The following is a 13461-nucleotide window of genomic DNA, read 5'->3' as shown; positions in this document are numbered from 1 at the left end:
CTGCTGCGGGCCGGCAGCGGTGTTCAGCGCTTGAACTGGCGCTCGGCCGAGCGGCGTATCGCCTCGTTGATCTCGGCGATGGAGCGCTCGATGGCGGCGTCATCCAGCTCATCTTCCAGGTCTTCGATTGGCCCCCCCTGGATCGTGGATTCAAACGCGTCGTTCTCGATGTCCTGGGTGGAGATGCCCATGGTGGACTCGAAGGCGTCGGGCGTCTCCCACTCCATGGCGATGGCCGTGACGTTGTCGCTGGCATCGCCCGCGTTGCGCAGCGCCGTTTCCACCAGCTGGGGGATGGCCTGGGACACGGTGCGGCCGTGCAGGGTGCGCATCAGGTGCCCTTCGTCCACGCTGCCCCACAGGCCGTCGGAGCACAGCAGCAGCTTGTCGCCCTGCTCCAGCCGGCGCGGCTCGGTCACATCGTAGATGGGCTTGGACGGCGAGCCCAGGCAGGTGAACAGCACATTTCGGCTGGATGTCTTGAGCTGCGCGGCGATCTCGCCCATCTCCAGATAGGAGTGGTCGCGCGTGCGCACCAGCAGCTCGCCACCGCGCACCAGGTACAGGCGCGAGTCGCCGCAGTGGATCCAGGTGATCTTGCCCTTCTGGATGACGGCCGCCACCAGCGTGGTGCGCGGCGTATCGATCATGCCCTTGGCGCTGGCGTAGCGCAGGATCTGCCGGTGCGCGTGCAGCAGCGCATCGACCAGAAAGCCCTGCGGATCGTCCAGCAGCGGCTTGGCCTGGCGCTGGAAATGCACGGACATCACCTGCAGCGCCAGCTGCGCGGCGACCTCGCCTTCGGGATGGCCGCCCATGCCGTCGGCCAGCACGAAGAGCACGGCCTCCCGCGTGTAGCAGTAGCCCATGCGGTCTTCATTGAGCGCCCGGCCGCCGCGGCGGCTCAGCTGAAATACCGAAAACCTCATGGCTTGCGCTCCTGGCCGACGGCCGGCAGGCCTGCCGCGCCGCTGATCTTCTGCATGTTCTTCTTGGCGTCGGTCACCAGCGTGTCCAGTTGCAGGCGCATGCGTTCGGAGACACTGAGCTTGGTGTAGCGGCGCTCACCCTCGCGGCTCAACTCCTTTTGCAGCGCAAACACCGACTGCGGGCGCGAACCCGGGTCCATGGCCATGCACCACTCGACGACTTCGATGAGGTTGTCCGAGTACACGCCGCGCAGCTTGGTCAGCGCCAGCGTGAGCCGGTCCTTGTCCTGGCGCTGCGGCGCCTCGTTGGGCGGAAAGCCCTGCATGCAGGCATAGATGCAGGCGCCAATCGCGTAGATGTCGGTCCAGGGGCCGAGCGACGCATCGCGGCGGTACATCTCGGGTGCGGCAAAGCCCGGCGTGTACATGGGGCGGATGAAGTTGCCTTCCTTGGACAGCACCTCGCGCGCCGCGCCGAAGTCGATCATCACGGCACGGTCGTCATTGGTGATGAAGATGTTGGCCGGCTTGATGTCCAGGTGCAGCATCTTGTGCTGGTGCACGATGCGCAGGCCGCGCAGCACCTCGTCGAACAGCGAGCGGATGGTCGATTCGCGGAACACCTTCTCGGCCTTGAGCTCGCGCGCCGTGACAACGAAGTCCTGCAGGGTGGCACCCTCCAGGTAGTTCATCACCATGTAGACGGTTTCGTTCTCGCGAAAGAAGTTGAGCACGCTGACCACGGAAGCGTGCGAGATCTGTGCAAGGGAACGCCCTTCCTCGAAGAAGCTCTTGAGGCCCAGGCGGTACAGTGAAAGCTTTTCGGGAGCCACGGCGGGCTGCAACTCTCCGGGGGCACGGGTGGCCAGCGATGCGGGCAGGTATTCCTTGATCGCAACCTGCTTGCCCTCTGCATCCAAGGCCAGGTAAACGACGCCGAAACCGCCGGAAGCAAGCCTGCGCACCACCCGATAGCCGCCGATCGTGCTGCCTGGCGGCAATGGCGCCGGCTTGATCTTGGAAGACATTTTTCTCCGGTGAGTCTCAGGGATGAGGCGAAACCCGGATAATCGGGCAATTGCAAGCATCCATCAAAAGTCCAATGCCAGTTTACAGCATGACCGGATACGCCAGTGCCCAGCACGGCGCGTCCGCAGAAGATGGTGGAGCGTCGGGCCGCAACAGCCGGCTCGGTCTGGAGATCCGCTCGGTCAACAGCCGCTTCCTGGATCTTTCGTTCCGCCTGCCCGACGAGTTGCGCGCCCATGAGCCGGCCCTGCGGGCCCTTCTGACCGCCCGCCTCAAGCGCGGCAAGGTCGAAGTGCGCGCCGCCATCGACAACGACGACGGCAACTCCCTGCCCGACCCCTCCACCGCCATGCTGCAGCGCCTGGCCATGCTCCAGGACACCGTCCAGTCATGGCTGCCCGACGCTCGCAGCCTGTCCGTCTCCGACGCACTGCGCCTGGCCAGCAGCGGCGCCAACTCGGCCATCGACTGGAGCAGCATGCTGCCCACGCTGGCAGAGCAGGCCCTGACCGAACTGCTGGAGGCCCGCGCCCGCGAAGGCAAGCGCCTGGCCACCATGCTGCTGGACCGCATCGCCCAGCTGCGCAAGCTCGCGGCAGACGCCACGCCCCTGGTGCCCCAGCTCGTGGAGCAGCAGCGCCTGCGCTTCATGGAGCGCTGGAAGGAAGCGATGGCCCTGGCCGAAGGCGCCGTGGCGCCCGAAGCCGCCCAGGACCGCGCCCTGACCGAGGCCACGGCCTTTGCCATCCGCATCGACGTGGCGGAAGAAGTCACCCGCCTGGACTCGCACCTGGACGAGATCCAGAGCCTGCTCAAGAAGGGCGGCGAGATCGGCAAGCGCCTGGATTTCCTGATCCAGGAACTGCACCGCGAAGCCAACACGCTGGGCTCCAAGTCCGCCACGCTGGAGCTGACCCGCATCAGCGTGGACATGAAGGTGCTGATCGAGCAGATGCGCGAGCAGGTGCAGAACATCGAATAAGCCCATCACAGATGCCCATGCGTAACCAAACTGCGCACAAATCCATGGATTACCCCGGAAACCTCTTTGTCGTCTCGGCCCCCAGCGGGGCCGGCAAGTCCAGCCTGGTGCGAGCCCTGCGCGAGTTCGATGCGCGCGTCTCGCCCTCCGTCTCCCACACCACCCGCGCGCCGCGTGGCCAGGAAAAGCATGGCCGCGAGTACTACTTCGTCTCCGACCAGGAATTCGACACCATGGTGTCGAACAACGCCTTCGTCGAATGGGCGAATGTGCACAGCCGCCGCTACGGCACGGCCAAGAAGGCGCTGGAAGAGCGCATCCAGGTCGGCACCGACGTGCTGCTGGAGATCGACTACCAGGGCGCGCTGCAGGTCAAGGAAGCGTTTCCGAACGCCGTTCTGATCTTCATCCTGCCGCCCAGCTGGGACGAGCTTCGCGCACGCCTGGAAAACCGGGGCGAGGATGCGCCCGAGGTGATCGAACTGCGCCTGACGAACGCGGCCGAGGAGATGGCCCAGGTGGCGAAATTCGACTTCGTTATAATCAACGAATTGTTCGAGAGCGCACTGTTTGATCTCAAGACGATCATCCACGCCCAGCGCCTCAAGTATGCGGCTCAGCGCAGCCGCCGCGCAGAGACCTTCGAGTCTCTCAATATTTCTGTACCCAACTGACGTTTCCCGGAGATCCTGATGGCACGCATCACTGTTGAAGACTGCCTGGAGCAGATCCCTAACCGCTTCCAGCTCGTGTTGGCCGCCACTTACCGCGCCCGCATGCTGAGCCAGGGCCACACGCCCAGGATCGAAACCAAGAACAAGCCCGGTGTCACCGCCCTGCGCGAGATCGCCGAAGGCAAGGTCGGCCTGGAGATGCTGAAGAAGGTTCCGGGCTGATTTGCTGCAAAGCAACACAATGGCCCCACAAAGAGCACCGCACAGCGGTGCTTTTTTACATGAAGCCTGCACAAACCCGCATGCACGCTACATTTAAGTCATGAAAGCGGCCTTGACTTCGTTCACAGCCCCCTCTGATCCCGTACCGACACCCCGGCCCGAGCGCATGTCTGCAGAGCAGGCAGCGAGCGTGTCGGCCAATGCCTTTGCCGGACTGATGGAGCACCTGGGTTACCTGGATGCCACCAGCATCGAGCAGGTGCGCGAAGCCTATGCCTTTGCCGACCTGGCCCACAGCGACCAGTGGCGCAGCAGCGGCGAACCCTACATCACCCATCCCATTGCCGTCACCGCGCTGTGCGCGAGCTGGAAGCTCGACGCCCCGGCCCTGATGGCCGCGCTGCTGCACGATGCGATGGAAGACTGCGGCGTCACCAAGGCGGACCTCGCCCAGCGTTTCGGCCAGGACGTGGCCGAACTGGTCGACGGCCTCACCAAGCTGGACAAGCTGCAGTTCAACACGCGTGAGGAAAACCAGGCCGAGTCCTTCCGCAAGATGCTGCTGGCCATGGCGCGCGATGTGCGCGTCATCCTGATCAAGCTGGCCGACCGCACCCACAACATGCGCACCATGGGCGACATGCCGCGCAACAAGTGGGGCCGCATCTCGTCGGAGACGCTGGAGATCTACGCACCCATCGCCCACCGCCTGGGCCTGAACCAGACCTACCGCGAGCTGCAGGACCTGGCCTTCCGCCACCTGCACCCCTGGCGCTATGCCACGCTGGAAAAGGCCATCGCCCGCTCGCGCAAGCGCCGCCGCGACCTGGTCCAGCGCGTGCAGGACGAGGTCAATGCGGAGTTCGCCGGCGCAGGCCTGCAGGCACGCCTGGCCGGGCGCGAAAGCACGCTGTATTCGCTCTATCTGCGCATGGAGAAGAACCAGCTGAGCTTTGCCAAGGTGACGGACGTCTACGGGTTTCGCGTCATCCTGCCGCGCGTGATCGACTGCTACACCGCGCTGGGCGTGCTGCACCAGATGTACAAGCCCATGCCGGGCCGCTTCAAGGACTACATCGCCATTGCCAAGAACAATGGCTACCAGTCGCTGCACACCACGCTGGTGGGCCCCTCGGGCGTGAACATCGAGTTCCAGATCCGCACCGAGGAAATGCACATCGTCGCCGAAGCCGGCGTCGCCGCGCACTGGCTGTACAAGGCCCAGCCCGGCCACGATTCCGAGCAGCTGGGCACGCAGTGGCTGCAGTCGCTGCTGGACATCCAGAACGAGACGCGCGATGCGGCCGAGTTCTGGGACCACGTCAAGGTGGACCTGTTCCCCGACGCCGTCTACGTGTTCACGCCCAAGAGCGAGATCATGGCCATGCCGCGCGGCGCCACCGTGGTGGACTTCGCCTATGCCATCCACAGCAAGGTCGGCAACCACATGACGGCCGCGCGCATCAACAACGAGGAAGTGCCGCTGCGCACCGAACTCAAGAGCGGCGACGTGGTCCAGATCGTCACCTCCGAGGACGCCACGCCCAACCCGGCCTGGCTGGGCTTCGTGAAGACGGGCCGCGCGCGCTCCAAGATCCGCCACTACCTGAAGTCGGCCGCGCAAAGCGAATCGGCCCGCCTGGGCGAGAACCTGCTGGCCCAGGCCATGCGGGCCGAAGGCATGGATGCCGTGCCGCCGGCCGACGAGGCCAACCAGGCACTGTGGGACGAGGTGCTGCGCATGGCCGGCAGCCGCAGCCGCGCCGACCTGATGGTGGACATCGGCATGGGCCGGCGCATTGCGTCGCTGGTGGCCTCGCGCCTGACGGCGCTGATGGCGCGCCACGGCCACCGGCCCGACGCCCTGCTGCTCACACGCGAACGCTTCAACTCCAGCAACCGCCCCTTCCAGGGTGCCGTGCTGCTGGACGGCTCCAACCAGGGCTCCATCCACTACGCGCAATGCTGCCGCCCCGTGCCGGGCGACCCCATCGTGGGCTACCTGGGCAGCGGCGAAGGCCTGATCGTCCACCATGCGCAGTGCAAGATCGCGCAGCGCCTGCAGGAAAAGGACAGGGACCGCTTCATCGTGGTCGAGTGGGCCGATGACATGGATGCCGCGCGCCTGTTCGAGGCACGCATCGTGGTCACCGTCAACAACGGCAAGGGCGTGCTCGCGCGCGTGGCGGCCGAGCTGGCCGGCGCCGAGGTGGACATCCTGCGCGTGGACATGGCCGACGAGGCCGCCATGAGCACCACGGACCTGTGCTTCGTGATCTCGGTGCACGACAACCAGCAGGTGGAGTCCGCGCTGCGCAACCTGCGCCGCGTGCACTCGGTGGTGCGCGCATCGCGCGTCATTCCCTGATGAACACTGCCCCGCTCCTGCGGGGCTTTTTCATTGCGCCAGGTCCTGGGCCAGTTGCTGCAGCAACGGGCCGCAGTCCTGCTCGATCTTGAGGGCCAGCAAATCCTCGGAGCGCATGCGGCCCTGGTTGATGGCGGCCACAGGCTTGCCCTGGGCCACGGCCTCATGCACAAAGCGCAGGCCTGAATACACCATCAGCGAAGAACCGGCGACCAGCAGCCCGCCGGCCTGCTGCAGCATGGCGCGCACGGCCTGCAGCCGCTGGCTGGGCACGCCCTCCCCGTAGAACACCACATCGGGCTTGAGCACGCCGCCGCAGTGCGGGCAGGCCGGCACGTCGAAGCGGCTGAAGTCGCGCCCCTCCAGATCGGCATCGCCGTCGGGCGCGGCCTGGGCGCTCAGGCCGGCCCAGCCGGGGTTGCGCTCCAGCAGCATGGCCTGCAGCACGGCGCGCTCCATGCCGGTGCCGCAGCCCATGCAGCGCACGGCGGCGATGCGGCCGTGCAGGTCGATGACGCCATCGCTGCCCGCTGCCGTGTGCAGGCCGTCCACATTCTGGGTGACCAGGCCTTCGATCCATCCGTGCCGCTGCAACTGCGCCAGTGCCGCGTGGGCCTGGCCGGGCCTGGCCTGCGCCATCACGGGCCAGCCCAGCAGGCTGCGCGCCCAATAGCGCTGGCGCGTGGCATGGCTGCCCATGAAGGCCTGCAGCGTCACCGGCTGGGGGCGCTTCCACTGGCCTTCCAGATCCCGGTAGTCCGGAATGCCGGAGCCCGTGCTGCAGCCCGCGCCCGTCAGCACCAGCCAGCGCCGGCCGGGCGGCAGCAAGGCGCGCAGGGCCAGCCCGGCATCGTGCAGAACCGGGGATGGTGATGGCGGCGGAGCGATGGCAGTCATGGCCGCACAGCATAGCGGCCCCGCACGCCCAATGCAGAAACACCGTGTTGCACTCCGAGCCGGGGCGCAGCGGAGACAATGGCCGGATGCACCACGCACACGCCACCGCCCAAGCCACAGCCCAAGCCTTTCCCACCGCCCGCCATCCCGCCGCGCTCAACCGTGCCGCCCTGGCCACCGCCCTGGCCACCGTGCTGCTGGCCGGCTGCGCGTCACGGCCGGCGCCTGCGCCGGTCACGGTGCCGCCCTCCAGGCCCGCCCCCACGGCGCCTGTCGCGCCCGTGCAGCCCGAACCGGCCCCCGCGCCGGATGCCGCCCAGCAGGCCGAAGCCACCAGCTTCGAAGCGTGGAAGCGGGATTTCGCGCGCAGGGCGCTGGACGCCGGCATCTCGGAGAAAACCGTGCGCAGCGCACTGGAGCCTACCCGGCTGCAGCGCCGCGCGGTGCAGCTGGACCGCTCGCAGCCCGAGTTCACGCGCACGCCCTGGCAATACCTGGACAGCGCCGTATCGGCCCAGCGCATTGCCCAGGGCCGCGCCAAGCTGCGCGAAGCGGCTGCACCGCTGCAGTCGGCCAGCCAGCGCTATGGCGTGCCGGCCGAGGTGATCGCCGCCATCTGGGGTATGGAAAGCAATTTCGGCAGCAACTTCGGCAACTTCCCCACGGTCGATGCGCTGGCCACGCTGGCCTTTGACGGCCGGCGCGCCGCCTGGGCGCAAAAGGAGCTGCTTGCAGCCCTGCGCATCATCGACAACGGCGATATCGATGCGGCCCACATGATCGGCTCCTGGGCGGGTGCCATGGGCCACACGCAATTCCTGCCCTCCGTGTTCCTGGCCTATGCGGTGGATGCCGATGGCGACGGCCGCCGCGACATCTGGGGCAGCCTGCCCGATGTGACGGCCTCCACGGCGAACTACCTGGCCCATTCGGGCTGGAAGACGGGCGAACCCTGGGGCGTGGAAGTGCGCCTGCCGGCAGGCTTTGACCATGCACGCGCCGAGACCAGCGTGCGCCAGGACAGCGCGCAATGGGCGGCCGAGGGCGTGCAGGCCGTGGACGGCTCCGCCCTGCCCTCCATGGCCGATGCCAGCGTGATCGCACCGGCCGGCGCGCGCGGGCCGGCCTTCATGGTGGGTGCCAACTTCCGCACCATCCTGCGCTACAACAACTCCGTGAATTACGCGTTGGGCGTGGGCCTGCTGTCGCAGCAACTGGCCGGTGGCCCGGGTGTGCAGGCGGCCTGGCCGCGCGATCTGGCACCGCTGTCGCGCGACCAGTTGCGCGCCTTGCAGGCCGCGCTCAACGAACGGGGATTTTCGGCCGGCACGGCCGATGGCGTGATGGGCCCGGCCACACGCGCGGGCCTGCGCCAGTTCCAGCAAAGCCAGGGCCTGGTGGCCGACGGCTATCCCACGCTGGAGCTGCTGCAGAAACTGCAGCCCTGAACGCTTACCCGGCGGCGCTGCCCGGCTCCGGGTAGGTGACTTCCAGCACTTCCAGCGTGCGCACACCTGCGGGTGTGGGCAGGGCCACCTCGTCGCCCACACGGGCCTTGAGCAGGGCGCGCGAGACGGGTGCGATCCAGCTGACCTGCTGGCGTGCGCTGTCGGCCTCGTCGATGCCCATGATGGTGATGGTGCGCTCCTCGCCCTCGTCATCGACATAGGTGACGGTGGCGCCGAAGTAGATCTGCTCGCTGCCGGCATGCACGGAGGGATCGACCACCTCGGCGATCTCCAGCCGCTTGGTCAGAAAGCGGATGCGCCGGTCGATCTCGCGCAGGCGCTTCTTGCCGTAGAGATAGTCGCCGTTCTCGGAGCGGTCGCCATTGCTGGCCGCCCAGTGCACGATCTCCACGATGCGCGGGCGCTCGTTGTCGATCAGGTCCAGCAGCTCCGTCTTCAGCCGCTCGAAGCCCTGGGGCGTGATGTAGTTCTTGCCGCCCGGCGGCAAGGGCGGCAGGCCGACTTCATCATCGTCGTCGCCGTCGGATTCCTTGGTGAAAGCCTTGCTCATAGGGAGCCGATCTTCACACAGATCACCGCAGGAGGCGAAGACGCCGCACAAACCACGACACCAACCGAGCACAAACGAAAAAGCCTCAGAACTTTGCAGTTCTGAGGCTTGTCGTTTTGGTGCGGCTGGCAGGAATCGAACCCACGACCCCTTGGTTCGTAGCCAAGTACTCTATCCAGCTGAGCTACAGCCGCCAAGCTTTGAATTATAGCGTGCTTTTTGAACGCTTACGGAAAACCATGAAAATATCGAAAAATAACCGTTGCCCAGCGCCTGAACCATTGCCACGGCCTCCGTGCGGGCCTGTGCGGGCCTGTGCGGGCGCCTGAAACGAAAAAGCCTCAGAACTTTGCAGTTCTGAGGCTTGTCGTTTTGGTGCGGCTGGCAGGAATCGAACCCACGACCCCTTGGTTCGTAGCCAAGTACTCTATCCAGCTGAGCTACAGCCGCCAAGACAACGATTGTATATCAATTTCCGGCCTCTCCGCAAAAATTGCAACCATCGCAAACTCCGGGCCCCGTGGCGCACCGGCTGGCCTATATTGGCCGGTCGCGGATGCAGGCCCTGCCCTGCACCTGCGCGGGAGACAAACACAGCGAGCGGCCCGCCGCAGCGGCGGGAACGACAAGACATGACAGACAAGCGCGCGGCCACGCAGCCGCAACCGCCCGAGGGCGCCATGTGGGGGCAGCTGTTTCGCCGCAGCGCCCGCCCCTCCCTGAGCCTGCAGGGCCAGATCCGCGAGATGCTGGTCGATGCCATCCTCTCGGGCATCCTCGCACCCGGCGAATCCATTCCCTCCAGCCGCGAGCTGGCGCGCCACCTGGGCGTGGCACGCATCACCGTCGTGCTGGCCTACCAGCAGCTGGCCGAGGAAGCCTTTTTGCTGAGCCGCCAGCGCAAGGGCCACTTCATCCATCCCGACGTACTCAAGGGGCGCACGCCGGGCGGCGCTGCGGCCAGCAGCACCCCTGGCGAAGGCCGCCGCACCGACTGGTCGCGGCGCCTGTGGCTGCTGCCCAGCCAGCAGCGCAGCATCGTCAAGGAAGAGGACTGGCAGCGCTACCCCTATCCCTTCCTGTACGGCCAGTTCGACAAGGAGCTGTTTCCCACGGCCGCCTGGCGCGAATGCTGCCTCAAGGCCCTGGGCGTGCTGGACATACGCCAGTGGGCGCCCGACCAGATCGCGCGCGACGACGAGATGCTGATCCAGCAGGTACAGACCAAGATCCTGCCGCGCCGCGGCGTCTGGGCCTCGGCCGACGAGCTGATCATTACCGTGGGTGCGCAGCACGCCCTCTACATGGTGGCCGACCTGCTGATGCGCGAGGGCACGGCCGTGGGCATTGAGGAGCCCGGCTACCCCGACGCGCGCAACATCTTCAGCAGCCGTACCTCCCAGGTCATCCCGCTGCCGGTGGACGGCCAGGGCCTGCCGGTCACGCCGCTGCTGCGCCAGCTGGACTACCTCTACGTGACGCCCAGCCACCAGTGCCCCACGGGCGTGACCATGCCGCTGGCCCGGCGCGAGGCGCTGCTGGAGATGGCCGAGGCGCACGACATCATCCTCATCGAGGATGACTACGAGAGCGAGAGCAGCTTCGACGGCCAGCCCATTCCGGCGCTCAAGAGCCTGGACCGCAGCAACCGCGTGATCTACGTGGGCAGCCTGTCCAAGAGCCTGGCGCCGGGCCTGCGCGTGGGCTACATCGTGGCTGCGCCCGAGCTGATACGCGAGCTGCGCGCGCTGCGCCGGCTCATGATCCGCCACCCCGCCACCTTCGTGCAGCGCACGCTGGCCATGTTCATCTCCCTGGGCCACTACGAGGCCCAGCAGCGGCGCCTGGCCCAGGCGCAGAAGGAGCGGCACGCGGCCCTCACGGCCGCCATGGCCGAGCATGCGCCCGGCTGCCGCATCACACCCGTGCGCGGCGGCGGCTCATGCTGGGTGCAGTTGCCCGACCACATTCCGGTCGATGCCCTGGCGCAGCGCGCCGCAGCGCACGGCGTGCTCATCGAGCCCGGCGATGTGTTCTTCGCCCGCCCGGGCACGCCCGGCAGCTTCATGCGCATGGGCTACCAATCCATACCCGCCAACGACATCGGCCAGGGCGTGAAGGCCCTGGCCGATGCGATCCGTGAGGAGCAGAAGTAACGTGAGGAGTAGCCGGGACCGGCCCTGCCGGTCCCGTCGCCCCTGGGTCAGTACTTCTGCGGCTCGGGCTGCGCGGCCTCGGACAGCGAGGACACCACCGGCGCCACGCCACGCTGCAGGAACTGCCGCACGCCATAGGCCAGCAACAGGATGCACAGGCTGGCCACGCCCAGCGCCAGCGGTGTGCGCTGCTCGGGGATGAAGGCCATGGCGATGACGATGGACAGCATGCCGAAGATGGCGAACCAGGTCAGGTACGGATAGCACCACATGCGCACCTTGAGCAGGTGCGGCGCCTCACGCTCCAGGCGGGAGCGCAGGCGCAGCTGCGAGATGGCGATCAGGATGTAGACGAAGATCGCCACCGTGCCGTAGGAATTGACCAGGAAGGCGAACACCTTGTCGGGCGACACATAGGACATCACCACGGCGCCGTAGCCGAACACCGTGGCCACCAGGATGGCGCGCGTGGGCACGCCGTTGCGGCTGACCTTGGCCAGCGCCTGGGGCGCATCGCCGCGCCGCGTCAGCGCGAACAGCATGCGCGAGGATGCATACAGCCCCGAGTTCAGCGCCGACAGCACGGCCGTCAGCACGATGGCGTTCATGATCTGCGCGGCAGCCGGCACGCCCATGGTGTTCAGTGCGCTCACATACGGCGTGGCGATGCCAACCGCATTCCAGGGCACCAGGCAGGCCACCAGGAAGATGGAACCCACATAGAACACCAGCACGCGCGTGATCACCGAGCTGGTGGCCTTGGCCACGGCCTTCTGCGGCTCGGCCGTTTCAGCCGCCGCAATGGTCACGATCTCGGCGCCGAAGTAAAAGCCCGTGGCCGCCACGGCCCCGGTCAGCACCGGCACGATGCCGTTGGGCATGAAGCCGCCATTGCCGGTGAGGTTGCCGAAGTGCATGCCCTGCGACGCAGGCGTCAGGCCCAGCACGTAGACGCCGGCCACGAACAGGAAGACCACGATGGCCGCCACCTTGATGGAGGCGAACCAGAACTCGAACTCGCCAAAGGACTTCACCGAGACCAGGTTGGTCAGCGTCAGCATCACCAGCAGCACCAGGCTGATGCTCCAGTTGGGGACATCGGGCAGCCAGTAGCGCACCAGGTCGGCACCGGCCACGGCCTCCAGCGCCACGACGATGACCCAGAAGTACCAGTACATCCAGCCCGTCAGAAAGCCTGCCAGCCGGCCTACGCCGGGGCGGTCGCGCCAGGCCTCTCGCGCATATTCGTAGAAGGACCCTCCGCCGGGCATGGAGCAGGCCAGCTCGCCCAGCATGCGCATGACCAGCACCACGAGCAGGCCCGTGATGAGGAAGGAAAGAATCGCGGCCGGCCCGGCCGACTTGATGACGACGCCGCTGCCCACGAACAGCCCGGCGCCGATGACGCCGCCCAGGGCGATCATGGTCATGTGCCGCTGTTTGAGCCCATGTGAAAGCCCCGGCGAAGAGGCTTGCTGATGTCCGATCATGTCTTGTCTCCTGTTGCGTTCAGGCGCCACGGCTGATGCTCTGTTGTGGTGGCTGCGCAGGTGCGCGCCTTGCCGTGGCGTATCCGGTGTTCCCGGTGGCACGGGGCCGCAAGGCCCCGCGCCGTCAGGCGGCCGCCACCGGCGGGCGGTCCTTGCGGAAGGCGTTCTTCACGGCGATCTTTCCGTCCTTGAAGGTGAAGACATCCACCATGCGCGCTTCCACGCGCAGGCCGTCGGCCTTGGTGCCCTTGAAGGTGCTCTCGGACACGCCACGGTCGCCCTGCACGAAATGGTCTCCATCGAGCCAGGCCGCATCGGGGAAGGCCTGCCAGGCCATCTGGAAACCCTCGCGCACCGCCTGGCGGCCGACGAAGCTGCGGCCCATGAGATCGGGCCCGGCCACGGCGTGGAACTCGCATTCATCGGCCATGAAGCCCATCAGGGCCTCGATGTCGTGGCGGTTCCAGGCCTCGGCGAAGCGGGCCAGGAACTGGGCATCCGGAGGGTTGGTGTCTGCGCTCATGCTGTCTCCTTGTCTGTGGTGGGTACCACGGCGCCGGGCCCCGGGCAGGGCCGCCGCGCCGCGTCATCGAAATGTCGATGGGCCATGGTAGGTAGCAGGCACACGGACCCGTTAGAACCAGATGCCATCAATCGTTAGGTCCAGGCGCGCGCACCGGCCGCCACTGGCTCTA

Annotated in this window: 12 protein-coding genes and 2 tRNA genes; 6 read left to right on the top strand and 8 right to left on the bottom strand. The window is 66.9% G+C overall.

The genetic code is table 11. The features are described 5' to 3' along the window. Window positions 1–23: 23 nt before the first annotated feature. Window positions 24–929 carry a PP2C family protein-serine/threonine phosphatase gene (locus BO996_RS09495; RefSeq protein WP_012203956.1) on the bottom strand — a complete coding sequence of 302 codons (906 nt, stop codon included), beginning with the start codon at window positions 927–929 and terminating at the stop codon, window positions 24–26. Further along, complete coding sequence (locus BO996_RS09490) at window positions 926–1957, bottom strand: serine/threonine protein kinase (RefSeq protein ID WP_012203955.1); 1032 nt, start codon at window positions 1955–1957, stop codon at window positions 926–928. Before BO996_RS09490 ends, BO996_RS09495 begins: the two co-directional genes overlap by 4 nt. Before the next feature lie 89 nt (window positions 1958–2046). On the opposite strand from BO996_RS09490, the gene BO996_RS09485 reads away from it, so the two are divergent. The 4 genes from BO996_RS09485 (at window position 2047) to BO996_RS09470 (ending at window position 6204) form a co-directional block, all read left to right on the top strand. Next, window positions 2047–2940 (top strand): YicC/YloC family endoribonuclease, encoded by an 894-nt coding sequence (locus tag BO996_RS09485; RefSeq protein ID WP_071954590.1) that lies wholly within the window; start codon window positions 2047–2049, stop codon window positions 2938–2940. A 44-nt stretch (window positions 2941–2984) separates the two neighbouring features. After that, the gene (gene gmk, locus BO996_RS09480) at window positions 2985–3614 is read left to right on the top strand and encodes a guanylate kinase (RefSeq protein WP_013803794.1); all 630 of its coding nucleotides are present in this window, start codon (window positions 2985–2987) and stop codon (window positions 3612–3614) included. Between the two features lie 18 nt (window positions 3615–3632). Beyond that, window positions 3633–3836: a DNA-directed RNA polymerase subunit omega gene (rpoZ, locus tag BO996_RS09475; RefSeq protein ID WP_012203952.1), complete on the top strand. Its 204-nt coding sequence runs from the start codon at window positions 3633–3635 to the stop codon at window positions 3834–3836. Between the two features lie 100 nt (window positions 3837–3936). Then, complete coding sequence (locus BO996_RS09470) at window positions 3937–6204, top strand: RelA/SpoT family protein (protein ID WP_012203951.1); 2268 nt, start codon at window positions 3937–3939, stop codon at window positions 6202–6204. Window positions 6205–6234: 30 nt separating this feature from the next. Here the strand turns inward: BO996_RS09470 and BO996_RS09465 are convergent, their stop codons facing one another. After that, window positions 6235–7101 carry an NAD-dependent protein deacetylase gene (locus BO996_RS09465; RefSeq protein ID WP_071954589.1) on the bottom strand — a complete coding sequence of 289 codons (867 nt, stop codon included), beginning with the start codon at window positions 7099–7101 and terminating at the stop codon, window positions 6235–6237. A gap of 86 nt (window positions 7102–7187) precedes the next feature. On the opposite strand from BO996_RS09465, the gene BO996_RS09460 reads away from it, so the two are divergent. Next, window positions 7188–8549 (top strand): lytic murein transglycosylase, encoded by a 1362-nt coding sequence (locus BO996_RS09460; RefSeq protein WP_071954588.1) that lies wholly within the window; start codon window positions 7188–7190, stop codon window positions 8547–8549. Between the two features lie 4 nt (window positions 8550–8553). Here BO996_RS09460 and greB read toward each other — a convergent pair whose 3' ends face one another. The 3 genes from greB to BO996_RS09445 all read right to left on the bottom strand — a co-directional run bounded on the left by greB (window position 8554) and on the right by BO996_RS09445 (window position 9570). After that, window positions 8554–9120 carry a transcription elongation factor GreB gene (gene greB, locus BO996_RS09455; protein ID WP_012203948.1) on the bottom strand — a complete coding sequence of 189 codons (567 nt, stop codon included), beginning with the start codon at window positions 9118–9120 and terminating at the stop codon, window positions 8554–8556. A 117-nt stretch (window positions 9121–9237) separates the two neighbouring features. Beyond that, window positions 9238–9314: transfer RNA gene (locus BO996_RS09450), tRNA-Arg, on the bottom strand. Between the two features lie 179 nt (window positions 9315–9493). After that, window positions 9494–9570: transfer RNA gene (locus BO996_RS09445), tRNA-Arg, on the bottom strand. Window positions 9571–9752: 182 nt separating this feature from the next. On the opposite strand from BO996_RS09445, the gene pdxR reads away from it, so the two are divergent. Beyond that, a complete protein-coding gene (gene pdxR / locus BO996_RS09440) occupies window positions 9753–11276 on the top strand; it encodes a MocR-like pyridoxine biosynthesis transcription factor PdxR (protein WP_071954587.1) in 1524 nt (507 codons plus the stop codon). A gap of 47 nt (window positions 11277–11323) precedes the next feature. Here pdxR and BO996_RS09435 read toward each other — a convergent pair whose 3' ends face one another. Both BO996_RS09435 and BO996_RS09430 read right to left on the bottom strand, forming a co-directional pair. Further along, complete coding sequence (locus tag BO996_RS09435; RefSeq protein WP_012203946.1) at window positions 11324–12766, bottom strand: amino acid permease; 1443 nt, start codon at window positions 12764–12766, stop codon at window positions 11324–11326. Between the two features lie 124 nt (window positions 12767–12890). Next, a complete protein-coding gene (locus BO996_RS09430; RefSeq protein ID WP_013803799.1) occupies window positions 12891–13289 on the bottom strand; it encodes a nuclear transport factor 2 family protein in 399 nt (132 codons plus the stop codon). Window positions 13290–13461 lie beyond the last annotated feature (172 nt).

The sequence above is a fragment of the Delftia sp. HK171 genome (assembly GCF_001886655.1).
Taxonomy (GTDB): domain Bacteria; phylum Pseudomonadota; class Gammaproteobacteria; order Burkholderiales; family Burkholderiaceae_C; genus Comamonas; species Comamonas acidovorans.
The sequence above is the reverse complement of the archived record's forward strand: the minus strand, read 5'-3'. Positions and strand labels throughout refer to the sequence as shown.